The organism is Altererythrobacter sp. C41, assembly GCF_016803135.1.
In the GTDB taxonomy this organism is placed as follows: Bacteria; Pseudomonadota; Alphaproteobacteria; order Sphingomonadales; family Sphingomonadaceae; genus Pelagerythrobacter.
This window is the reverse complement of sequence record NZ_JAEVFE010000002.1, coordinates 315,312-336,155: the sequence shown is the minus strand read 5'-3', so window position 1 is coordinate 336,155 and position 20,844 is coordinate 315,312. Positions and strand designations below refer to the sequence as shown.

The 20,844-nt window shown below is 63.6% G+C and carries 21 protein-coding genes and 1 pseudogene; 11 read left to right on the top strand and 11 right to left on the bottom strand.

All coding sequences use genetic code 11. The features are described from left to right. Positions 1-44: 44 nt before the first annotated feature. From yidD to JNO53_RS05505, 4 genes are all read right to left on the bottom strand, one after another. Positions 45-254 carry a membrane protein insertion efficiency factor YidD gene (yidD, locus tag JNO53_RS05520; protein WP_203108482.1) on the bottom strand — a complete coding sequence of 70 codons (210 nt, stop codon included), beginning with the start codon at positions 252-254 and terminating at the stop codon, positions 45-47. Then, entirely contained in the window at positions 251-619 is a 369-nt protein-coding gene (gene rnpA / locus JNO53_RS05515) for a ribonuclease P protein component (RefSeq protein WP_203108480.1), read from the bottom strand. The genes yidD and rnpA overlap by 4 nt, the downstream gene beginning before the upstream one ends. Positions 620-763: 144 nt before the next feature. Next, positions 764-898 (bottom strand): 50S ribosomal protein L34, encoded by a 135-nt coding sequence (gene rpmH / locus JNO53_RS05510; RefSeq protein ID WP_203108478.1) that lies wholly within the window; start codon positions 896-898, stop codon positions 764-766. A gap of 66 nt (positions 899-964) precedes the next feature. Next, positions 965-1,675, bottom strand: a complete 711-nt coding sequence (locus tag JNO53_RS05505; RefSeq protein ID WP_203108476.1) for an alpha/beta hydrolase — start codon at positions 1,673-1,675, stop codon at positions 965-967. Positions 1,676-1,832: 157 nt separating this feature from the next. Here JNO53_RS05505 and JNO53_RS05500 point away from each other — a divergent pair. The 4 genes and pseudogenes from JNO53_RS05500 to JNO53_RS05485 all read left to right on the top strand — a co-directional run. Next, positions 1,833-3,014: pseudogene (locus tag JNO53_RS05500) on the top strand (YifB family Mg chelatase-like AAA ATPase); the annotation flags it as partial. 963 nt (positions 3,015-3,977) lie between these two features. Continuing rightward, positions 3,978-4,616, top strand: a complete 639-nt coding sequence (locus JNO53_RS05495; RefSeq protein ID WP_203108474.1) for a hypothetical protein — start codon at positions 3,978-3,980, stop codon at positions 4,614-4,616. 24 nt (positions 4,617-4,640) lie between these two features. Further along, positions 4,641-5,090 (top strand): MbcA/ParS/Xre antitoxin family protein, encoded by a 450-nt coding sequence (locus JNO53_RS05490; protein WP_203108472.1) that lies wholly within the window; start codon positions 4,641-4,643, stop codon positions 5,088-5,090. Between the two features lie 2 nt (positions 5,091-5,092). Next, positions 5,093-5,488, top strand: a complete 396-nt coding sequence (locus JNO53_RS05485; RefSeq protein WP_203108470.1) for an MbcA/ParS/Xre antitoxin family protein — start codon at positions 5,093-5,095, stop codon at positions 5,486-5,488. 71 nt (positions 5,489-5,559) lie between these two features. Here JNO53_RS05485 and JNO53_RS15540 read toward each other — a convergent pair whose 3' ends face one another. The 6 genes from JNO53_RS15540 to JNO53_RS05460 form a co-directional block, all read right to left on the bottom strand. Then, positions 5,560-5,829, bottom strand: coding sequence for a helix-turn-helix domain-containing transcriptional regulator (locus JNO53_RS15540; RefSeq protein ID WP_443111159.1), 270 nt, complete (start codon positions 5,827-5,829; stop codon positions 5,560-5,562). A 283-nt stretch (positions 5,830-6,112) separates the two neighbouring features. Beyond that, entirely contained in the window at positions 6,113-6,895 is a 783-nt protein-coding gene (qatD, locus tag JNO53_RS05480) for a Qat anti-phage system TatD family nuclease QatD (RefSeq protein WP_203108468.1), read from the bottom strand. After that, on the bottom strand, positions 6,892-8,172 hold the full coding sequence (gene qatC, locus JNO53_RS05475; protein WP_203108466.1) for a Qat anti-phage system QueC-like protein QatC: 1,281 nt from the start codon (positions 8,170-8,172) through the stop codon (positions 6,892-6,894). Before qatC ends, qatD begins: the two co-directional genes overlap by 4 nt. Next, complete coding sequence (qatB, locus tag JNO53_RS05470) at positions 8,169-9,065, bottom strand: Qat anti-phage system associated protein QatB (RefSeq protein ID WP_203108464.1); 897 nt, start codon at positions 9,063-9,065, stop codon at positions 8,169-8,171. The genes qatC and qatB overlap by 4 nt, the downstream gene beginning before the upstream one ends. Further along, positions 9,065-10,963: a KAP family P-loop NTPase fold protein gene (locus tag JNO53_RS05465; RefSeq protein WP_203108462.1), complete on the bottom strand. Its 1,899-nt coding sequence runs from the start codon at positions 10,961-10,963 to the stop codon at positions 9,065-9,067. The genes qatB and JNO53_RS05465 overlap by 1 nt, the downstream gene beginning before the upstream one ends. A gap of 180 nt (positions 10,964-11,143) precedes the next feature. Further along, positions 11,144-11,539, bottom strand: coding sequence for a MerR family transcriptional regulator (locus JNO53_RS05460; protein ID WP_203108460.1), 396 nt, complete (start codon positions 11,537-11,539; stop codon positions 11,144-11,146). A 67-nt stretch (positions 11,540-11,606) separates the two neighbouring features. Here JNO53_RS05460 and JNO53_RS05455 point away from each other — a divergent pair, with 67 nt between their 5' ends. The 7 genes from JNO53_RS05455 to JNO53_RS05425 all read left to right on the top strand — a co-directional run bounded on the left by JNO53_RS05455 (position 11,607) and on the right by JNO53_RS05425 (position 19,865). After that, on the top strand, positions 11,607-12,227 hold the full coding sequence (locus JNO53_RS05455; RefSeq protein ID WP_203108458.1) for a cation transporter: 621 nt from the start codon (positions 11,607-11,609) through the stop codon (positions 12,225-12,227). Further along, positions 12,220-12,615, top strand: a complete 396-nt coding sequence (locus JNO53_RS05450) for a DUF3703 domain-containing protein (protein WP_203108456.1) — start codon at positions 12,220-12,222, stop codon at positions 12,613-12,615. Before JNO53_RS05455 ends, JNO53_RS05450 begins: the two co-directional genes overlap by 8 nt. A 488-nt stretch (positions 12,616-13,103) precedes the next feature. Next, the gene (locus JNO53_RS05445; protein WP_203108454.1) at positions 13,104-14,357 is read left to right on the top strand and encodes a TolC family protein; all 1,254 of its coding nucleotides are present in this window, start codon (positions 13,104-13,106) and stop codon (positions 14,355-14,357) included. Between the two features lie 47 nt (positions 14,358-14,404). Beyond that, positions 14,405-15,514: an efflux RND transporter periplasmic adaptor subunit gene (locus JNO53_RS05440; RefSeq protein ID WP_338015303.1), complete on the top strand. Its 1,110-nt coding sequence runs from the start codon at positions 14,405-14,407 to the stop codon at positions 15,512-15,514. A 58-nt stretch (positions 15,515-15,572) separates the two neighbouring features. Beyond that, the gene (locus JNO53_RS05435; protein WP_203109041.1) at positions 15,573-18,836 is read left to right on the top strand and encodes an efflux RND transporter permease subunit; all 3,264 of its coding nucleotides are present in this window, start codon (positions 15,573-15,575) and stop codon (positions 18,834-18,836) included. 22 nt (positions 18,837-18,858) lie between these two features. Continuing rightward, entirely contained in the window at positions 18,859-19,230 is a 372-nt protein-coding gene (locus JNO53_RS05430; RefSeq protein ID WP_203108450.1) for an STAS/SEC14 domain-containing protein, read from the top strand. Next, complete coding sequence (locus tag JNO53_RS05425; RefSeq protein ID WP_203108448.1) at positions 19,227-19,865, top strand: cation diffusion facilitator family transporter; 639 nt, start codon at positions 19,227-19,229, stop codon at positions 19,863-19,865. The genes JNO53_RS05430 and JNO53_RS05425 overlap by 4 nt, the downstream gene beginning before the upstream one ends. A 249-nt stretch (positions 19,866-20,114) precedes the next feature. Here JNO53_RS05425 and JNO53_RS15535 read toward each other — a convergent pair whose 3' ends face one another. After that, the gene (locus JNO53_RS15535; protein WP_203108446.1) at positions 20,115-20,354 is read right to left on the bottom strand and encodes a MerR family DNA-binding protein; all 240 of its coding nucleotides are present in this window, start codon (positions 20,352-20,354) and stop codon (positions 20,115-20,117) included. Positions 20,355-20,844: the final 490 nt, after the last annotated feature.

The following is a 20,844-nucleotide window of genomic DNA, read 5'->3' as shown; positions in this document are numbered from 1 at the left end:
GCTTGGATCCCGTAATCTGACGCAGTCGGTGTGTTATATAGGCATTACGGCACCGGATCATAGCCGTGCCCGCCCCATGGGTGGCAGCGCATTATACGCTTAGCCGCCATCCATCCACCCTTGATTGCCCCGTATTTGCCGAGCGCCTCGATCGCATATTCGGAGCAGCTCGGGGCATAGCGGCACGTCGGCGGAAGTATCCGCGACGGGCCGAGCTGCCAGGCGCGGGCGACGAGGATCAGGATCCGCTTCATCTCGGGCGGCTTCGGCGGCGGCGAGGCGGATCGGCCTTGCCCTGCGCGGCGCGGCTCAGCGCCTCCGCCAGTTCGACCTGCATCTTGGCGAAATCGCGCTCGATCCCGCCTTCGCGTCCGATCAGAACGTGATCGTGATCGGCCAGGCCGGCCTCCGGGAGTGCGGCGCGCAGCAGTTCGCGGAACCGGCGCTTCATCCGGTTGCGCACCACCGCGTTGCCGATCTTCTTGGTTACCGTGACCCCGAACCGCTTGCCCTGCCCGCCGTTGGGATGCGCCAGCAGCACGAACCCTGGCCGCGCCACACGCAGCCCGCGATTCGCCGCCAGGAAGTCGGCCCGCTTGCGGATCGTCCCGATGGTCATGGCAGAAGAAATAGGATCAAACGGGGGCATTGATAAGCACGCACGAAAACGGGCTCCCGAAGGGAGCCCGCAAGGCCGACCGGCCGCCCGCAGCGCCGTCAGGCGCGAGGAAATCGCACGCTCGGATGGGCGTGCGCAAACAAATTACGCGCAGAGCGACTTGCGGCCACGCTTGCGGCGGGCGCGCAGCACCTTGCGGCCGCCCGGGGTCGCCTTGCGCGCGAAGAAGCCATGGCGGCGGGCGCGGACCAGGTTGCTGGGCTGAAAAGTGCGCTTCATGATAACCTCTGGGTCGAAATAAAAAGGGCCGCCCCCGTGAGGCGACCTCCCGTATGGGCCGCGCGGTTAGGGCAGCGCGCCCTGCAAGTCAAGATAGGCGATGCGCGGCGCGGACCGTGCCTCGCCCCCGCCGATCCAGCGGCGCATCTCCGCAGCATCGAGCCATTTCGCCGCAGCGAAGGGGGCGGAATTGGTCATGGTGTAGAACGCCCGCGCCTGCGCCTCGTCCATGCCCATCTCGCGATAATAGACAAGATAAGGCTGGTGGATGGCAGCGTCCGGCGCGAAATCCTTCGCCTCGCGTCCGTCCTCATCGATCCACGAATGAACCGCGAACTCGGCGCCTTCGTCGATACGGCGCGTCGTGCCGGCCAGGAACAACTCGACCGCGCCCGAGCGCACCGAGCCGCCGCGCGGAACATGCGTCGCCAGGCCGGCGGCACGAATGAGGCGCCCGAGCTCCAGGTTGGCGCGGTCGTCCTCGGTCCCCGGGCATTCGACCAGTTCGAGCGTGGCCAGCGCGGGATAGTCGCGCAACATGGCGGCGAACTGCGCGGGCGTCGCCGAATCGGTCACGCCGACCAGTGCGACGCGGCCGGTGTCGAGGACCCGGAACGGACCGTAGCTGGCGATCGCCGATCGCTCCGCTGCGATCCGCGATGGAACGAACCGCGTCGAGCCGGCCTCGGATGCCGCCACGACAGCGGGCTCGCGCGCATGCGCCGGCGCGGTGAGCGCGGTCAGGAGGCTCGCAAGGGCAAGGAGCGCTTTTCGCATCCTGCCGGTATGCGGCCGGCGGCCTTGCCCGAATCGGAAGCAAGATGCTTGCCGCGCGATTCACCTTGTTCGCTCCATCTCCGAGCATTCACTCGCCTCCGTCTCGACAGCCGGACCCGTTCGCGCCACAACACCTCCCGGGGAACAGGGGGACTTCGTGGTCGCACTGGTGAGGACGGTGGCCTATCTCGGGCTGGAGGCGCGCGCGGTGGAGGTGCAGTGCTCGATCGCGCCCGGCCTGCCGAAATTCAACATCGTCGGTCTCGCGGACAAGGCGGTGGGCGAGAGCAAGGAGCGGGTGCGCGCGGCGCTCTCGGCCATGGGACTCGCGTTGCCGCCCAAGCGGATCACGATCAACCTTTCGCCGGCCGACTTGCCCAAGGAAGGCTCGCACTACGACCTGCCGATCGCGCTCGCGCTGCTGGCCGTCATGGGCGTGACCGATGCCGAGCATCTGACCGACTTCATCGCCGTGGGCGAACTGGCGCTCGACGGGCGGGTGGTTCCCTCGCCCGGCGTGCTGCTCGCCGCGCTTCATGCGAGCGAGGAGGAAATCGGGCTGATCTGCCCGGCGGCGCAAGGCTCCGAGGCGCGCTGGGCGAGCGAGGTCCCGGTGGTCGCCGCGCCCGACTTGATCAGCCTGCTCAATCACCTGAAAGGCACGCAGCGGCTACCTGACCCGCCTCAGGGCGACGTCGAGCAGGCGCCGCATGGGCCCGACCTGAAGCAGGTGAAGGGACAGGAAACCGCCAAGCGCGCGCTCGAGATCGCCGCCGCGGGCGGGCACAACCTGTTGATGATCGGGCCGCCGGGCGCGGGCAAGAGCCTGCTCGCCTCGTGCCTTCCGGGCGTGCTGCCGGAGCTCACTTCGGCCGAGGCGCTCGAGGTGTCGATGGTCCAGTCGGTCGCGGGCACGCTTGAGGGCGGACGGATCAGTCGCACCCGTCCGTTTCGCGCACCGCACCATTCGGCAAGCATGGCCGCGCTCACCGGAGGCGGGTTGAAGGTCAAGCCGGGCGAGGTCAGCCTGGCGCATCTGGGCGTGCTGTTCCTCGACGAACTGCCCGAGTTCCAGCGCGCGGTGCTCGATTCGCTGCGCCAGCCGCTCGAGACGGGCAAGGTGGACGTCGCCCGCGCCAATGCGCACGTCACCTTTCCGGCACGGGTACAACTCGTCGCCGCGATGAACCCCTGCCGCTGCGGGCATCTCGGCGATCCGGCCCTCGCCTGCAGCCGTGCACCGCGCTGCGCGGCGGACTATCAGTCGAAAGTCTCTGGCCCGATGCTGGACCGGATCGACCTCCACGTCGAAGTCGATCCCGTCAGCGCCGCCGATGTCAAACACGTAAGCTAGTGAGAATAGCGGAAGCTAGTGAGAATCAATCCATCTGCACCGCACACAAGGCTGACCCCGGCGCTGACCGCCCATCTGCTCGCAGTGCGGTTCTGCAATGGGTGAACCTGGCGCGTGGCCTCCGGAGCGATGGCCGCATCCCAATCCGGCGTAGCCTGAATATGTGATGCAAGCTAATCAGTGCCGATGCGCGATTGGAATGCGAACGACGAGGACGAAGAGTCAATCGGGTTTCGGCTGGAAGTATGCGCCGTGGTGATCGTGTTAGGCGCAGGTTACATTGCGATGGGCTGGACTACGCTCGATTGGGTGACCAGCCTTTTCGACTGATTCTGGGTTTACAAAGCTCAGGAGCGAAACAGGCTGCGAGCCTGTAGGTGGCGCAGGCCCACTGACTCACCTCCGACTGGTGATCGACCCCGATCAGCTCTTGAAACGGCGGCGTAGGAGGACGGGTAGATTTTCGGTCATGCGGCTACACTCGGCCCCAACGCCACGCACGTCCGGTCCGGCGGGTTCGGCATGACGGGCCCCGATGCCAGTCTGTCCATCGCGATCTGCACGGAATCGGGGCTTGCCGCCTGCTGGCGTACCGTTCGCCACCCGAAATACTACGTAATGGCATCTGTACTGCTCTCGCTACACGAAGCCACGCCTCGATCGGCCAACGCCCCAGTATTAGTGGCGGCATTAGAGCTGAATAAGTGGCATTTATGCCTATCTATAGATATCGATTAGACATTAGATAAGACGCATATGCGACGACCACGTGCGGCACCGATTCTATAAAGGATTTGGGTGCTCTGAAACTGAATCGGTTGGTTCATTTGAGATTAGTTTCGTACAACTCAGTTGTTTATGGCGTCGTATCCTGAAATCTATTCTGCTTGACTGAACATTTGAAATATGTTCTTCTTCTGTTCCTGATTCGCTATTGGAGAAATTGGGATGCACAAGGACTCTGCTAAGCTGGACAGTTCACGTTTGGTCGACCTCCACACACTGCCAAGTGCGCCAATCCCGATCGCCATGGTGCCCGAACAATGTTTCGTTCCCTCGGTCGACCTGCACAGGCTTGGCTGGCCGAACTTCGCGGTAAACTCGCTCGCCGATTGGAATTCGAGCATCAAAGGCGCGGCCTGCAAGCCTCCTGCGGATTGCTGTTTGGTACTGTCCTTCACCCATGCCATTCCGCCCATCCCTGAGTTGGAGGAATGGACCTTCACGAGACATGAGACAGGCGGCATCTGGCAGGAAGCCAAGCGCCTCGTCCTAAAGCGGTTGCCAGTATCTGAAGACGGCGCCGACATTGCGCACACGATCGCGAGAAGCATGGCGCACAGCAACGTAGGCGCCGTCCATGCGCTCTTCGACCAATTGCTCGCTTACAGACGCATGCTCAATGAGTTCGGGCTCGACTGCAATCAACACGTACAGAGCTTAGCTGAAGGCTACTATCCCGTTGACCTGACGGAAGAAGCTCTCACGATCTTCGGTGTCGCCGACGTTCCGCGAGAAATGCTGGAGCTTATGGGCACTGAGGCGCTGAAATTGGCGATCCTCGCTCCCAATTCGTCGGAATGGTGATGGTTCGGTCAAGTATGTCCGAAAATGCAAACAGTTGCAGGCGCCGAATTCGAGCGGACGGCAATTCGAACATCGTCATCGGTGATCGAGTGGAGCGACATCCCGCAGGTGGTCGCGATGGTGAGCTCCGATCTCGCAGAAGCAGCAAGAGCATCACGACGGAGGCGCGGACGTGTGACTGAGCGTCGCAATATTCTAGCGTTGATCGACGCAGGCCGGGAAGATGAAGCCGTCAATTTGTTGGCGGAAGGCTTCCATCTGGCCGCCGCGGTGGGCTCCCGCTCCACGAAAGCTGCGCTCGAGGCAGCCGCCCGCCTTTACGCAGGCGATCTTCTTGACACGGCCTACTTCATGAACCGCCCGCATCAGTGCCTGGAGGGGCAGAGCCCGATCGAGCGCGCCGAGGAGTCCGATGAAGGTCTGGAACTCGTCCTCAACATGATCGGCTCGATCGAAGCTGGTGTGTACATCTGACAATGGAACCCACTTTCCAACCGGACCCTGTTCTACATGGCGGCGCGGGCCTCCGCACATTTCTCAATATCGCCGAGCAATGGAGCTTGAGCAACGAGGAGCAGATGCGAGTTCTCGGTATTCACGACCCGGTGACCTTCGCCGATTGGAAAGTTCGCGTGCGAGCGCACGAGGCCTTTGCGATCCCGATGGATGTGATTGTGCGGATCGGCTGCGTTCTGTCGATCTACGCATCCCTTGCAACGCTCTTTCCGGATGAACAGGCTACCGTTTGGCTGCGTGCGCCGAACACAGGTTCGACATTCCGGCGCAGAACTCCGCTGGCCCTGATAACCAGCGGCGAGCTTGAAGATCTTGAACGCGTCGCGAGGTATCTCCTGGGGCGCATTCATAACTGAGAAGACGGACTTGCCTCGCGCTCCTCGACAACCGATGCGCGGGAGTCTCTTGATACCTCTCGCGAAGACGTTCAGCTATCTAGCGAGAGTGAATGTTCGAAGAATAGACTAGGGACTCGGCTAGCCTGCTTCATAGCTTTGACCGTCAACAGCAGACCAAGCGCGTGCAGCATGCTCCGCACAGTTTCGAAGGACGGACCTCCGTTCGCGCCAAGGGCTTTGGAAAGGCCGGCGCGCGACATGTCGATCCGCTTGGCCAATTCTGAAATGCCACGCGAACGGACGGCAGTGTCGAGCGCGGCACGAATTTCCTCAGGCGATCCGTCCTCGAGGTAGGGCATCGAGGTATGCGACGACATGCTCGGCGGTGTTGAGGTAATCCGCGGCGCCGAACCTAGTGGTGTCAGCCTTGGCCATCATCCATTTCCCTCTCCAGCGAGGTTACCTGCCGAAGCGCGGGCCTGCCAGCCTTCGATATCCGGTAAAGGGATTGATTGCGGCAGAGTCCCTTCGTCTCAATCGTCGCTCCCGTATGGAGAGTACGGTGGACGGGGCATTTCTCGGTGACCGATGGGCGGCTCGCTACTATTCGCGCTCCCACCTGAGATCACCGCAACGAGAGCGTCAATAGTTTGGGGTGAGAACGGGTTTGTCATGGTGTAACAATTCGAACGGAGAGTTCATCTGCGTGATCCGTCGCAGGTTGCGTCGGATGATCCCGCCGAGGTCATGCTCGGCAATCTCTCTTGCCGCTGCGACTGCGGAAAGGCAGTCATACGCCTGCCACGGCATCAGGGGAGCCGGACCGGATTTTGTGAATGGCGCGTCGGTTTCGGTGAGCATTCGGTCCAGAGGCATGAGCGACGCAAGCTCCCGCCCCTTGCTCGATCGCATCATGGCCGGGCCCACGGAAAACCAGCATCCCAAGGCGATGGCTCGGTCGAGCTCGCTCTTTGTCCCGCTGAACCAGTGCAGGATCGGGACCCCGGCGCGTGGCTCGCTTTCGAGTGCGTCGAGCACTGCGGTAGCGGCGCCCCGGGAGTGGATCGTCATGATGCGTCCGCCCAGACGCGCGCTCTCCGCAAGAATTCGCGTGAACACCTTCTGTTGCAGATCCAGCGTCGACTTGTGTTGCAGACTGCCGTCGAGACCGATCTCGCCGACGTAGCGACTCTCCGGCATCAGGCCGCAGAGCAGCGCTACTTCCTGGTGTCGTTGCCCCACGACCTCCGGGTGCAGTCCAAGCGCCACCCTGACCCGCTTGCGTTCACCGACGAGCTTCTTGGTACCGCGCCAGGCTTTCGGCGTGGTAGTGACGGCGAGCACATAGGTGCCGCGGGCATCGATCCCGCGAAGGACCTCTTGAGGGTCCGGATAGAGATCGAGGTGACAATGGAAATCAATCATGGGACGCGCAGATCAGCGTGAAGGGCGGCAAGTTCCGCGATGCCACGCTCGACAACGTCGCGGTAGGGCTGGACATCGCCAAGGAGGCGACCGTTCATAGCGCCCCCGATTAACTCGTCGATCCCGCCGGCACGGACAGTTTCGATCGCGATGGCCACTGAGCGCACGTCATCGAACCTTGCATGTTTCCTGTCGCTCAGGCTCAGGTCGTCGTATTTGTATCCCTTCGTCGTATCATCGGGTTTGCCCCAGGCGAGGTATGCACCGCGTCGCACCTGACAAGGCACGCAGCGTCCGCAATGCTGGAAACCCGTGCGTGAAAAGCGCCCGCAACTCGTGGAGGCCCCGGCCAACCGGGACAGAAGGCCTTGATCCGTGCAACCGCCGAGCATTTCGCCTTTCGTGGCGACCTCGTACGGATTGTTGAGCTGAACCCGCAGTCCGACATCATCGAGTGTCTCCTGGATCAGGCGCAGGAAATACGGATGGGTTGTCCTTGTGCTGAGCGTTCCGGTGCGCATGGGGGTCAGGGGGACGTTCTGGCTTATGAAGCCGTTCTCGGGAATTCGCAGTTCGGCGAGGCTACCGTCGCGGTGCTTCGCCAGGCAGCTGGCGGCCAGCACGCCGAAACCGAGGAACGCGAGCGAGCGCGCCCGCTGTGATCGCTCCGATGGTCCGGGCGGCCGGGCATGATGATTCATCTGGAGATGGAGGCTCGTCGGCGAGATCGACTGCGCGAACCACTTCTGCGTGGGAGAGTCGCCTTTGGCGATCTGACTGACAAACAACGGCGTGCGTCCTTCACCCGCGACGTCGATTGCTCCCACCAGACTGTCCATGCCCCCGGAGAGGAGGCAGACGAGATCTTCCGAGCGCACCCTCTCTTTCCCGCGGCCAGGTGGCACGATGCCGTGTCCCACAAAATCGAGGGTCCAGATGTCACCCGACAGGAACCGAAGCGCATTGATGAGGCGCCCGCGCTGCGTATCCCAGAGATCGGGATCCGTGACCGCTACAGTAAGCTCGATCTCTCGCGTCCAACCATCTGGGCTCCGTTCGCGTGATACCGCTTCGTCTGCCGCTACGGCGGCAAGCGCGAAGGAGGTGAAATCCCACGCACGCGCCGAAGGACGCAGCCCTTGCCGTCGCAGGTGAGCCGGCACCAAGTCTCCGACGCGGCCACGCATACCGCGGCGCGAATTCGAATAGAGGTCGAACCGGATATCCGAACCGGGGAGGTCTGCCACGTCTTCGGGCAGGCATGCGATGGCTGTCATAGTTCGGCCTCGTCTTCGAACACCTCGAAGGTCTGCTGGACGGCATTGTTCGAGATGCGCTCGATAGCTGCCTTGCCGACCGTTCCGGCCTTGGCGCGCTCGGCAGTGTATTCGGCGGCGACTACCTCGCGCACGTAGTCCTTCATCTCCTGCAGCCTCTCCAGACCCTCTCCCTTGGTGGGCGCCTTGTCGATGACCGCTTTGCCGACATCGAGCTCGATCCTGTGTGCGACATCGTGGCCGAGAAGTGAGGCCGTCACCTGGTCGATCTGTGCAGGTGTGAGGTTGGTGAGATCCGGGTTCTGATCAAGTATTTCGGAAAGGGCGCGGGCTGCGGAATCCCGTGTGGCCTCCGCGTCCTGCGTGCCATCGATTGGCCTGATGGCATCGACCAGCGCATCGACGGCTTGGTCCGGTGGCAGTGCGGCAAGAGCTTGGGCATCGATCCCTAGATCTGGAGGCAGCGGGGCGCCGGACGAAAGCGAGGTCAGTGCAGCGTGGAGGGTGCCGGCTGATCGGGAGGATCCACGTAGACGCCGCGCGGCATTCCGGCTCCCGCCCATTCCGCCTTTCGAGTAGTGACCCAAACCCCGCTTGAGGTGGCGCTCCCGATCGGAGCCACCGCCGGCGAATTTGCCAAGCGAAGTTCGAGTGCCGCGCCAGCGCCCTGGTGGTGATGGATCTGATTGCGGCTGCTGCTGTGGAACCTGAGGAGCGTTCGGCGTTCCCGGTTGTGAAGGCGAGCCCGGACCGCCCGGACCGAAGGGGGAGGTGGGCTGCATATTCGGTGCCGCCGGTTGAGGCGCTGGTTTCGGCGGATCATCCACCCAAGGCGGAACGATGGGAATATCGGGTCCCGAACCCGGCCCCTTGCTCGAGGCGGACGTTCCCATCAGTCGTCTCCCTTCATCGCGGCCTGGATCGCTTTGCGCGGGGGGCCTTTCAGGTCGTCGCGTGCGTTGAGCGAGACAAGGACCTGCTTCCCCCATTCTGCATTGGCAAGGCGTGGCACGAGCGACGCCTTGATCTGGCTCGTGGGTACCTCGGCGAAAAACGCCACCACGAGTGAGGCGGAAGCAGCGGAGGCGCCCGCGAGCGACTGGAGGGCATTGAGGATATTCGGCGTTCCCCACGCGGTCTCCTGACGCGCTTTCGAGACGACAGCATCGGTGACGTGGGCTAGTTCCTGCGTCGAGAGCTTGGCGACCTCCTCGTTGACGGTGGTGCTGGCCGAAGTCATCTTGAGAAGCATGTCGAGCACGTTCTTCGCGTCCGAAGACAATTCGTCTGCCCGGGATATGATTGGGTGGGTTTCCCTGCTGACGTAGAGGGCACCGCGCAGATCGCGATCGGCTAAAGGCGGGTCCAGAGCGAGCCAGTTCGAGTGGAAGGGATCGCTCCACGGCTTCTCCAGCGGCGGAACCTCATCGTCACCTCGCACCCGCCTCTCCTTGTCGGCGAGCAGCATGGGGTGACCGTCTTCCGCTTCGTTTACCGCGCGTAGCAGTTCGCTGTAGGCCTCCTTGTCACCGCACCGTTCAAATAGGAGGAGCTTGACCAGGACCTCCTCATCGACGTTCACGTCCTGGATACGAGCCATGGACATCCGCATCGAGAGCGTGTTGAGGAAGCGCTTGATCAGCCTTGGATTGCCTTGGATCTTGGGCGACGTCGTAAGGATCGGGGCAATTCGCTCGGCGAGCGCCAGCCGATTGAGCAGACCCGTCGGGCATTCGCCGATCTGTTTGACCATGAAGGCCTTGTCGACGCGCTGTCCTTCCCAGGATCGCCCCAATCGCTTGCAGACAGCCGCCCGCAACTCATCCTTTTTAGCGTTATCGAGCTCGGTATCGTTCTCCACGAACAGCATCATCAGGTACGCCCGCACCTCCTGCGTGCCGAGGGGAGGAACGCGAATGGGGAGTTGGATCAGCTTGTCGAAATAATTGGTGACCAGATCATCATTGAGGTCGGCCCCGTCGAAATGGGAGCGCACAGCCTGGCGGATCATCCCCTCGTCGGCCGCTATGACGAAAGCGGTGTGCTTGAGGAACAGGAACAGCCGCATGGCTTCGAGCGTCGCGATGGCGGTCTTCGGCAGACAGCGATCGAGATCGTCGATGAGGACGACCAAGGTGATGCCGAGCTCTTCGAGGGTCGCTTCAAGGTCATCGCGAAACGCCTGAATGGCCTTTCGTGGTGTTTCTTCGGCTGGCTCGGCCCCTTCCTCGTCTTTTTCCTCATCGATGAGGGATTTCCCGCCTGAGATACCCTCTGCAACGAAATCCTTTGCTTGCTTGATGTCCTCACCGGTCACGTTTCCGTCCGTGAAGCCGCTCAACGCAGCCATGCCGCCAGCTACCAGGGGTGTCATCGTCCCCATGGTGAAATAGTCGACCGCTGCGGAGCCAGCGAGGCCCAGCAGTCGCAACTTTTTCACGCGCTTGAGCAGCCCCTTGGCTTTTTCCAGCACTGGCTTGGCCAGAGTGTCCTTTTTTTCGATCGCCTGCTCGACGACCGCTGCCGTAATGGCCTCCATGAGCGCGGCGCGTGCGTCGTCGTAGTTCTGATAGAGCCAAGCGTTGAACTCGACGAACCGAACATCGATTTCGTCACGTTCCTCGAGGGAGTTTCGCAGTAACTTCATCATCGAGGACTTGCCGACGCCCCAGTCACCGGAGATCCCCATGGACAGGGGTTCACCGCGAGCGCCCACGATTCTCTCGGCCGCGATGTCGGCGACCTGCGAGAAGTTTACCAGGTCGCGAATGGTTTCATTATCTGACCACATTTCAGGAAACGTCTCCCCCCGGGGGCCACGTTCCTACGGCGTGGACTCGACGTCAAGTCGATGGCCCCGCATACCGAGCAACGATCCCACCGGATGCAGGGACTTATCCACGCTGAAGGGGCCTGATCCGTATCGCTAAACGCGCGAATACGAGCTTTTCTGACAGGACCGGATCGATTTCTATATAAGCGGGCGCGCAAGGCTCTCCACAATTCGGCACTCGCCTATGCGATTGGCTTCGCACGAGCGCAGCATGAGCCGCAGTTCGTCCCGAAGTGACGAAAGGTCTAGGATCTTGCGTTCCACCTCCTCCAGCTGGTCACGGACCAGTTCATCGACATTCTGACATGGCTTGTCGGCACGATCGGACAGAGCGAGGAGCTCCTGCACCTGTGCCATGCCGAACCCTAGCTGGCGGGCGCGACGAATGAAGGTCAGTGTTGCCAAGTGGCTGTCCGAATAGTCGCGATAGTTGCTGTCGGTGCGATCCGCAGCCGGCAGTATCCCTTCACGCTCGTAATAGCGGATCGTCTCCGCCTTGATGCCGGTGGCTCTCGCCAACTCTCCGATACGCACCGCTTGACCCTGTAGTTGCTACAAGGTGCATATGTAGCTGCGACTCGAACGTTGCAAGGAGAGTGGCATGGCGAAGTCCTGCTGCCAGACACCGGAACCCGACACCACCGCGCACAACGATCTGCGCTGGCGCCGCGTCCTTTGGATCGCGCTTAGCGCAAATGCGGCCATGTTCATGGTGGAGATGGTGGCCGGTGTCGCTGCCGATTCCCGTTCGCTCCAAGCCGATGCGCTCGACTTCTTCGGCGATGCCGCGAACTACGCGATCAGCTTGGGCGTTGCAGGAATGGCGCTCGCCTGGCGAGCCAGAGCTGCCCTGGTGAAAGCCGCGACCATGCTCGCCTTCGGTGTCTGGGTGATCGGCTATGCCGTCTATGGCCTGATAGCGGGTGCCGATCCGGAGCCGGCGACGATGGGTATGGTCGGCGTCCTGGCCTTGGCGACCAATGTTATCGTCGCACTGATGCTGTTCAGCTTCCGCGAGGGCGACGCGAACATGCGATCGGTCTGGATCTGCTCGCGCAACGACGCGATCGGCAACCTCGCGGTGTTGGGGGCTGCTCTCGGCGTCTTCGGCACGGGACAGGCTTGGCCCGACCTGCTAGTCGCCTCGGTCATGGCCGGCCTCGCGTTCTGGGGCAGCATCGAGGTATTCGGGCAGGCGCGTCAGGAGCTGGCTCATGAATAGCGACGCCATCGCCCGAATGGACGCCTTCCTTGCCGAGGAATATCATCGGTCAGAAGCTGCGAGACGTGCCGGGAATATCGGTAGCGCATGGCATCACCTCGAGCGAGCCCACATCGTGGCACAGGTCCGCTTGGGACCGCACTGCGGCTCCCATCTGCGGATGCTTCGGCTTGCCTGGCGACTGCAGAACTGGCGGGAGATTCGAGGCCAGATCTTCAGGCTTGTCCTCGCCCCCTTGGGCAATGTCACGGGCCGGCTCCCGATTGGAAACAACGGTCGTTCGAATGTGAGCGCCTTCGCTCGGATGGAAATAGAGCCGGAGATCAAACGCGTGCTCGGCCTATCGGCAAGTCGAAGTGATCGCTCGTCAAAGAACACCGTCGCATAGATCGATCTTCTTGTTATGAAATCACATTTCGTCTACTCAAGATTGTTCTTTCGCCGCGAAGCTTCTGCTGCTAGCGGACGGCCGATGACCCGGCTCTTCGCCCGCTGCCTTGTGCTGCAGCTCGTCACGCTGTGCACTGCTCTCGGTTTCCTTTGGGCACCGGTGGCGGAAGCGGCCGAATGTTCGGACGAGCCTCCGGTAGCCTCCCAGCTCGAGCAGCATGACGATCCGGGCGATGATGACAGGGGGCCGGAGAAGCACGGTGCCTGTGCTCATGGCCATTGCCATCATGCATCGCAGGCCGTTGGCAGGTCTTCGGAGCCCTTTGCCCCGAGATCGGTTGTGAGCGTGCTTCACGCCGCAGACCAGCCCTGGTTCGCCTCCGGTCCAGCGGAATTGATCACACCCCCTCCTCGCGCCTGACGTTCGCCGCGCGTCGGAACCCTTTTCCGACGCCGAACTGAACGTCAGCAGAGGAATTCCCATCCATGTTCGCCATATCGTGGCGAGCGGCCCCCTTCTGGGGGCTGATACTCGCCCTGTCCTCGGGACCTGCCAGCGCGCAGGACCCGCGTATCGTCACGCTCGATGATGCGCTCGAACTCAGCGGGGTCGCCGAGCAAGCCGACACCCCCGTCACCAACCCCCGCCTCGTGGGACCCCGCGCGGAAACCGACGCGGCTGCGGCTCTGGTCGACCAGGCTCGCCTGAGTCCTAATCCGGAGGTGTCCTTCGAAGTCGAGAACGTCGCCGGCAGCGGCGCGTTCTCCGGCCTCGAGTCGACCGAGTATACGCTCTCTGTCGGCCAGCGCTTGGAGCTGGGCGGAAAGCGTTCCGCACGGGTTGGTGCGGCCCAGGCCCAGGCGGATCTGGCTTCCCTTAGAGCCGATCTGACTGCGGTCGAACTCGGCCAATTGGTGCGCGAGCGCTACCTGCTTGCTGTTGCCGCAGCCGCCCGGGTCGAACTCGCGCAGGACGTGGTCGCGCGCAATGAGGAACTCGCCCGCATAGCCGGTGTCCTGGTCGAGGTCGGCCGCGAGCCGCCTCTGCGGGCGTTGCGTGCGGATGCGGCCCTCGCCGAGGCGCGTGCGCGTCTGGTGGAGGTCGAGGCGGAGAGTCTGTCAGCTCGCACGGCGCTCGCCTCGTTGTGGGCCGGAGGCGAAGCACCGCTCGTTCCGGCCGAGTTCCCGAACATCGTCCCGCCCGCGTCGTTGATGTCCCAGGCAACCGAGAGCCTGACCTATCGGGTCGCACGCGCCGAGAGCACGGCCGCAGCGGCGGAGATCGAGCGGCAGCGAAGCCTGCGTATACCGGATCCGACGGTCTCCGCCGGCGTGCGGCGCTTCGAGGAGAGCGGTGACAACGCATTCCTCGTCGGGGTGTCGATCCCTCTGCCCTTTCGCGACCGGAACCAGGGCAACATTGCCGCCGCCGAAGCCCGACTTCGGGCGGCGAACGCGCGCGAAGCCGTCGCGCTCGCGGATTACGAGCAATCGGTAGCCACGGCTCGCGCGAGATATCTCGGGGCCGAGGCCCGGGTCGAGACACTCTCGCAGACATCGCTCCCGCAGGCGGAGGAGGCGCTGCGCCTCGTCCGCATCGGATATCGCAATGGACGCTTTCCCCTGATCGAGGTGCTCGCTGCCGCCGAGGCACGCGACACAATCCGCGAGGCGCTCATCGCCGCCCGCGAGGAACGGGGCCGGGCCGCCGCCGAACTCATCGGGCTGGCCGCACAATGAAGGACATATCCATGACACGCAGAAAGCTGGCGATCCTCGTCGGTATCGTGATCGCGATCGGTGCTTTGGCCCTGATCTTCTGGCCGACCTCCGAGGTCGACACCCATGCGCAGGAGGAAGCCGAGGCGGAAACACCTGAGGGGGCGGTCACGCTGAGCGATGAGCAGATCAGGCAGTCCGAGATACAGCTGGCAGCTGTGCGGGCCGGAGCTGCTGTGGAACTCGTCTTTCCGGCAACGGTCGCGGCCAGCCCGACGGCTTCCGCTCGTATCGACGCCCGCGCCTCGGGGGTGGTCCGCTCGGTGGGCAAGACGCTGGGCGACCACGTTTCGCGCGGCGAGACCGTCGCCCGCATCGAGAGCGCGGATGCAGCTGCTCTCGCATCGCAGCTCAGCGCGGCGCGCGCCCGGGTGACGGAGCTGTCCGCCGCCTACGATCGCGAACGGCGCTTGTTCGAGGCGAATGTGACGGCCCGGCAGGATCTGGAGGCCGCGCAGGCAAATCTCAGTGTGGCGCGATCAGAGCTGCAACGGGCGCAGGCCGCGGTCGCAGCGGCCGGCGTCAGCGGCGACGGACGGTCGCTGGCCGTCACCTCACCCCTGTCGGGCAGGGTCACCGCCGCACCGATCGTGCTCGGGTCCTTCGTGGATGCCGGCGAGGAACTCTATCGCGTCGTCGATCCGAACGGGCTTCAAATCGAGGTGGCGCTGCCTTCGGCCGAAGCTTCTCGCATCCAACCTGGCGACGAGGCCGTGCTGATCGTCGGCGACGGCCGCGAAATCGGAGCTCGGGTGCGTTCGGTCACTCCCTCGCTCGATCCGGAGAGCCGCAGTGCCACTGCGGTTCTGTCGCTCTCGCGCGGTGTTCCGGGCCTCCAGCCCGGCGCCTTCCTCCAAGCACGGATCAGACCCTTTGGCGAGGTGGATCGCAACCGCATCACCGTGCCCGAGGACGCCGTCCAGGTTCTCGAAGGACGCGACGTCGTGTTCGTCCGCACAAAGAGCGGTTTCCAGGCTCGCGAGGTCGAGGTCGGGACCCGGTCCGCCGGGCAGGTGACGATCCTCTCCGGTCTCGAGGAGGGATGGCGCATCGCCGTTGGCAACGCCTTCCTGCTCAAGGCGGAACTCGAGAAGGAGGGCGCGTCGCATGGACACTAAGACAGAGCCGACGCCTCATGTGGAGACCCACTCCGATACGGGCAGCCATCGCCACGGCCTGATCGGGGCGATCCTCGACATCGCCGTGCGGTTCCGCTGGGCGGTGATCGTCCTCACCGTCTGCGCCGCGATCTACGGGGCCATGAACCTCCTGCGCCTGCCGATCGACGCGGTGCCGGACATCACCAACACGCAGGTGCAGATCAACACCAGCGCCCCGGCGCTCTCGCCCTCGCAGGTCGAGACGCAGGTGACCTTCCCCATCGAGACGGGTCTGGCGGGGATCGAGGGGCTCGAGATGACGCGCTCAATCTCGCGCAACGGCTTCAGTCAGGTCACCGCGATCTTCGAGGAAGGCACCGACATCTACTTCGCGCGCAGCCAAGTGAACGAACGGCTTGCCCCGATCGGCGCAAGCCTGCCGGAAGGGGCGGAGCCCGCGATGGGGCCGATCTCGACCGGTCTCGGCGAAGTGCTGATGTATACGATCGAATACGAGTATCCTGGAGGTCGCGGCGCACCCGTAGGCGGCAGGACCGGCTGGCAGTCGGACGGGAGCTTCATCACCGAGCAAGGTGACCGCCTCGACACCGAGGTCGCCAAGGCAGCCTACCTGCGCACGGTCCAGGATTGGGTCGTCGCCCCGTTGATGCGTTCGATCGATGGCGTGGCAGGCGTAGATTCGATCGGCGGTTACGAGAAGCAGTTCCTCGTGCAGCCCGACCCCGCCCGCCTCACCGGCTACGGCCTGTCGTTCGACTCCCTGATCGAGGCATTGGAGGCGGCGAACCTCGCCGAGGGTGCCAACTTCGTCGACCGTGCCGGGGAGGCCCTTCTCGTTCGCGTGGATGCGCGCCTCGGTGGCACGCAGGACATCGAGCAGGCCGTCGTCACGACCCGCGAGGGCGTTCCGATCCGGACCGGAGATGTCGCCTCGGTGCGCATCGGCGGCGATCTGCGGACCGGCGCCGCCTCGCTCAATGGTGAGGAGGCGGTCGTCGGCACCGTTCTGATGCGTAGCGGGGAGAACAGTCGCACCGTGGCGGCAGCCGCGGCGGAGCGGCTGGACGAGGTGCGCGCCTCGCTACCTGCCGGCGTGGTCGCCGAGATCGTCTACAACCGCTCGTCTCTAGTCGACGCGACTATCGCGACGGTGGAGAAGAACCTAGTCGAGGGTGCGCTCCTCGTTATCGCAGTCCTGTTCTTCATGCTGGGCAACGTCCGTGCAGCGATTATCGCAGCGCTGGTCATTCCGATATCCATGCTGATGGCGGCCGTGGGCATGAACAGGCTCGGTGTGTCCGGCAACCTGATGAGCCTGGGGGCGCTGGACTTCGGGCTTATCGTCGATGGCGCGGTCATCATCGTCGAGAACAGCGTCGCGCGGCTCGCCGCCAGACAGCACCGCGAGGGAAGACTGCTCAGCCTCGGTGAGCGGCTGACAGAGACCCGCCTGGCCGCGCAGGAAATGATCAAGCCGACCGTCTATGGCCAGGCCATAATCCTGCTGGTCTACGCTCCGCTTCTCACCTTCACGGGCGTCGAGGGGAAGACGTTCTCGCCGATGGCCATCACGGTCATGCTGGCGCTCGCCTCCGCCTTCGTGCTGTCGCTGACCTTCGTCCCGGCGATGATCGCGGTGCTACTCAATCGGAAGCTGACCGAGAAGGAGGTCAAGCCTGTCCGCATGGCGAAGGAACGCTATGGCCCGGCAGTGCGCCGCGCCATCGCACGCCCATGGCCGGTGATCGGGGCGGGTGCCGGCATCTTCGCCATCGCCGCCTTCGTGTTCACCTTCCTCGGAAGCGAGTTCACGCCGCAGCTGGACGAGCAGGACATTGCGGTGCAATCGCTGCGGATACCCTCGACTTCGCTCGAACGCTCGCTCGCCATGCAGAGACGGGTGGAGGACCGGCTCGAGACCTTCCCGCAGGTCGAACTGGTGTTCTCGCGCACCGGCACGGCGGAGGTCGCGAGCGATCCGATGCCGCCGAACGCGTCCGACGCCTACGTGATCCTGAAGCCGCGGGCGGAATGGCCTGATCCCGATCTGCCGAAGGACGAACTCGTCGCGCAGATGGAGGAGTCTCTCAGCGGCTTGGTCGGGAACGTCTACGAGTTCAGCCAGCCGATCGAACTTCGTTTCAACGAGCTGATCGCGGGTGTCCGCGGCGATGTCGCGGTCAAGCTCTACGGCGACGATCTCACCGCGCTGACCCGGTCTGCCGGAGAAGTGGCGGAAGTGCTTCGCGGGGTCGAGGGCGCTGCGGACGTCAAGGTCCAGCAGGTTACGGGCTTCCCCACATTGGACATCGCGTTCGATCGTCCGACGATCGCACGTTATGGCCTGACCGTAGAGGACGTTGCACAGTCCGTGGCCATCGCGCTGGGCGGTCGCCCGGCGGGACTGGTGTTCGAGGGTGACCGCCGTTTCGAAGTGGTCGTCCGGCTCGCGGATGCGAACCGGAACGATTTCGATCAGCTCGGCGCCCTTCCCATCGTTCTGGACGGCGGGGTCACGGTTCCGCTTCGAACGCTGGCTGATTTCCGGGTCGTCGATGGTCTCGCCGAGGTTCGGCGCGAACAGGGTCGCCGGCTGGTGATCGTATCGGCGAACGTCCGCGAACGCGATCTCGGTTCGTTCGTCGAGGAGGCGCGCACAGGCGTCGCCGAGAGCATCGAGTTGCCACCTGCCTCCTTCATCGAATGGGGCGGGCAATACCAGAACCTCCAGGCTGCACAGGCGAGGCTCGCCCTCGTCGTGCCGGTCTGTTTCGCGCTGGTGCTGCTGCTCCTGTTCATGGCGCTCGGCGGTTGGGTTCCGGCTCTCGCGGTATTCAGCGCCATCCCAATGGCGCTGGCGGGCGGTGTCTTCGCCCTCGCCCTTAGGGGGATGCCGTTCTCGGTTTCCGCTGCGGTGGGCTTCATCGCCCTTTCGGGTGTCGCCGTGTTGAACGGGCTCGTGATGATGACCGCGATACGCCAGCGGCTGGACCAGGGCATGTCCCTCGACGAAGCGATCTCCGACGGTGCGTTGGCCAGGCTGCGGCCGGTGCTGATGACAGCGTTGGTCGCCTCGCTCGGCTTTGTTCCGATGGCGATCGCCACCGGCACCGGCGCCGAGGTCCAGCGTCCGCTGGCAACGGTCGTGATCGGCGGATTGATCACCGCGACCGCGCTCACGCTCTTCGTCCTGCCCGCAATTGCGCGGCTCGTGCTCCATCGATCGGATGACGAGCGCGGCTGGCGCGAGAAGTGGTGGGATCGCCTGCGCCGGAACGCGACCAGCGACGAGCGACGCGAGCTGACGGACATCGCATGATGGTCAGGGAAAGGAGAACACGATGCTGAAGATAGATGAAGAGGACGGACTGGCGCGGATACGCGCCGGTGGCAAACTCGAAAGGTCGGACTACGACGCCTTCGTGCCTCGATTCGAACAGCTTGTCGGGCGAGAGCCCGGCAAGCTGCCGATGGTAATCGAGCTCGCGCCCGATTTCGCGGGCTGGGATCTCGCCGGACTCTGGCGCGATCTCAAGTTCGACGCGCGTCACCCGGACAGCTTCGGCCGGATCTCCATCGTCGGCGATGCGAAGTGGGAGGAATGGGGCACCAAACTCTCCGATCCGCTCTTTCGGGCCGAAATGAAGTTCTTCCAGTCCTCTGAGCTTCGTAACGCCGAAGAGTGGGCCCGGGCCAGTAGGGGAACGACATGAGCGGGGACCACGACATCGATCTCGGCTCGGCCGGTAAGCGCCGGACACTGTGGATCGTCCTCTGGCTGAACGTCGCCATCGCGATCGGGTTCTTCGTGGTCGGTTACTTTGCGGATTCGAATGCGCTTCTGGCGAATGGGCTCGACAACTCATCTGACGCGATCGTCTATGCGCTGAGCCTGTTGGCGCTGACCCGCTCGCGCGTCTGGCAGCGGGGTGCTGCACGATTCTCCGGCATCATGCTCCTGGTCTTCGCCGCGGGTGTCATCGCCGATGCCGTGCGCCGGTTCCTGGAAGGGTCGGATCCGGGCGGCTTCATGATGCTGGCCATGGCTGCGGTCGCCGCAGTCGTGAATCTGGTCTGCCTCCGGATGCTCCAGCGGACGAAGGAGAAGGACGTCAGCATGCGCGCGGCGACGACCTTCAGCTTCAACGATTTCATCGCCAATGGCGGCATCATCGTCGCGGGCATGATCGTGATGCTGACGGGCGCAAACTGGCCCGACCTTCTCGTGGGCATCGCGGTGGCCTGTATCGCCTTCTACGGCGGCATCCAGATCCTGCGTGATGCCCACATGGACATCCATGACGAGGAAGGCACCGAGCACGAGAGAGGCGATGAGTTTTGGCGCTGAACTAGGCCCAGCGCCGTCCGCTTTCCGACAGCTGCTCACGGCCGCTTCAAGGGCGCACTTCTGCCGACCAGCTTCGCTGACAAAGCGGCCGTTTACAGGCATAAATTGCCTCGCCGATAGCTGCCGTACATCCATGGCGCGTGAGCTTGGCCGCAAGCGAGCCGCCTCCACTTCTCTCGCCGAAGACTGAAGCTGACGTTCGGCACGGAATTGAATGCGCCGCCCCACAACTTTGCTGCTGAAGCGTCCTCACCCGCAGCGGTTCGCTATCGGCCCTCGGTCCAAATCGTCGAAGAGGGTGCAATCGTCGACGGTTCCGCTCGCGCATGTGGTGGAGCAAGTCGCAACGAACGCCGCAAGCGACGCTTCGAGTGCTTGCAATTCTGCCAATTTCGACCGGACCGATCGCAGATGTGAAGCGGCGATATCCCGCGCTTCAGAGCAGGGGGTCTCGTCGCGTTTCTTATGCGCGATTGCTGCGAGGGACATTGCGCAGTCTGCGACAAGGCGATTGCGCTCTTCGCCCAGTGCACTGGGCTGCCAACTGGTCCGGCTGACCGAAGGTTGCTCATCACGCCCGGAGCTACCGACCCGCGACGTGCGCGGACACGAGCAAACGAGAGAGTATTTCTCACCTTCCACATCCCCGATGGAAGCCCTTGGCCAGACGACCGCCGGACAAAGTCCAAGGCTGATCGCCCCTCAGGTTCGCTAGGGATAAGATTGAACCGAGAGCTACCGATCGCAATCCTGTCTACGCGGTGCTATTTGGCGGCCTCCGACAGGAAGGTGGCCAGGTTCCGGAGCGCTCCGCGTTCCGCCCTGTAGGTCACCGAGCGCCCCTCCTTCGTTGACGAAACCAGACCGGCATTGCGCAGGACCGACAGGTGCACCGACGTATTGTTGGGCATCGTGTCCGTCTGCTCGGCAACCTCGGTCGAGGTGATGCCGTAGGCTCTTCTTGCAATCTGATAAGGGG

Excerpts from the sequence above, each read along its gene's own strand:
- rpmH (WP_203108478.1), bottom strand. The coding sequence starts at position 898 with ATGAAGCGCACTTTTCAGCCCAGCAACCTGGTCCGCGCCCGCCGCCAT.
- JNO53_RS05450 (WP_203108456.1), top strand. The coding sequence starts at position 12,220 with ATGAATAGCGACGCCATCGCCCGAATGGACGCCTTCCTTGCCGAGGAA.
- JNO53_RS05495 (WP_203108474.1), top strand. The coding sequence starts at position 3,978 with ATGCACAAGGACTCTGCTAAGCTGGACAGTTCACGTTTGGTCGACCTC.
- JNO53_RS05430 (WP_203108450.1), top strand. The coding sequence starts at position 18,859 with ATGCTGAAGATAGATGAAGAGGACGGACTGGCGCGGATACGCGCCGGT.
- JNO53_RS05505 (WP_203108476.1), bottom strand. The coding sequence starts at position 1,675 with ATGCGAAAAGCGCTCCTTGCCCTTGCGAGCCTCCTGACCGCGCTCACC.
- qatB (WP_203108464.1), bottom strand. The coding sequence starts at position 9,065 with ATGGGAACGTCCGCCTCGAGCAAGGGGCCGGGTTCGGGACCCGATATT.
- yidD (WP_203108482.1), bottom strand. The coding sequence starts at position 254 with ATGAAGCGGATCCTGATCCTCGTCGCCCGCGCCTGGCAGCTCGGCCCG.
- JNO53_RS05455 (WP_203108458.1), top strand. The coding sequence starts at position 11,607 with ATGGCGAAGTCCTGCTGCCAGACACCGGAACCCGACACCACCGCGCAC.
- qatD (WP_203108468.1), bottom strand. The coding sequence starts at position 6,895 with ATGATTGATTTCCATTGTCACCTCGATCTCTATCCGGACCCTCAAGAG.
- qatC (WP_203108466.1), bottom strand. The coding sequence starts at position 8,172 with ATGACAGCCATCGCATGCCTGCCCGAAGACGTGGCAGACCTCCCCGGT.
- JNO53_RS05445 (WP_203108454.1), top strand. The coding sequence starts at position 13,104 with ATGTTCGCCATATCGTGGCGAGCGGCCCCCTTCTGGGGGCTGATACTC.
- JNO53_RS05465 (WP_203108462.1), bottom strand. The coding sequence starts at position 10,963 with ATGTGGTCAGATAATGAAACCATTCGCGACCTGGTAAACTTCTCGCAG.
- JNO53_RS05425 (WP_203108448.1), top strand. The coding sequence starts at position 19,227 with ATGAGCGGGGACCACGACATCGATCTCGGCTCGGCCGGTAAGCGCCGG.
- JNO53_RS15540 (WP_443111159.1), bottom strand. The coding sequence starts at position 5,829 with ATGCCCTACCTCGAGGACGGATCGCCTGAGGAAATTCGTGCCGCGCTC.
- JNO53_RS05485 (WP_203108470.1), top strand. The coding sequence starts at position 5,093 with ATGGAACCCACTTTCCAACCGGACCCTGTTCTACATGGCGGCGCGGGC.
- rnpA (WP_203108480.1), bottom strand. The coding sequence starts at position 619 with ATGACCATCGGGACGATCCGCAAGCGGGCCGACTTCCTGGCGGCGAAT.
- JNO53_RS15535 (WP_203108446.1), bottom strand. The coding sequence starts at position 20,354 with ATGTCCCTCGCAGCAATCGCGCATAAGAAACGCGACGAGACCCCCTGC.
- JNO53_RS05490 (WP_203108472.1), top strand. The coding sequence starts at position 4,641 with ATGCAAACAGTTGCAGGCGCCGAATTCGAGCGGACGGCAATTCGAACA.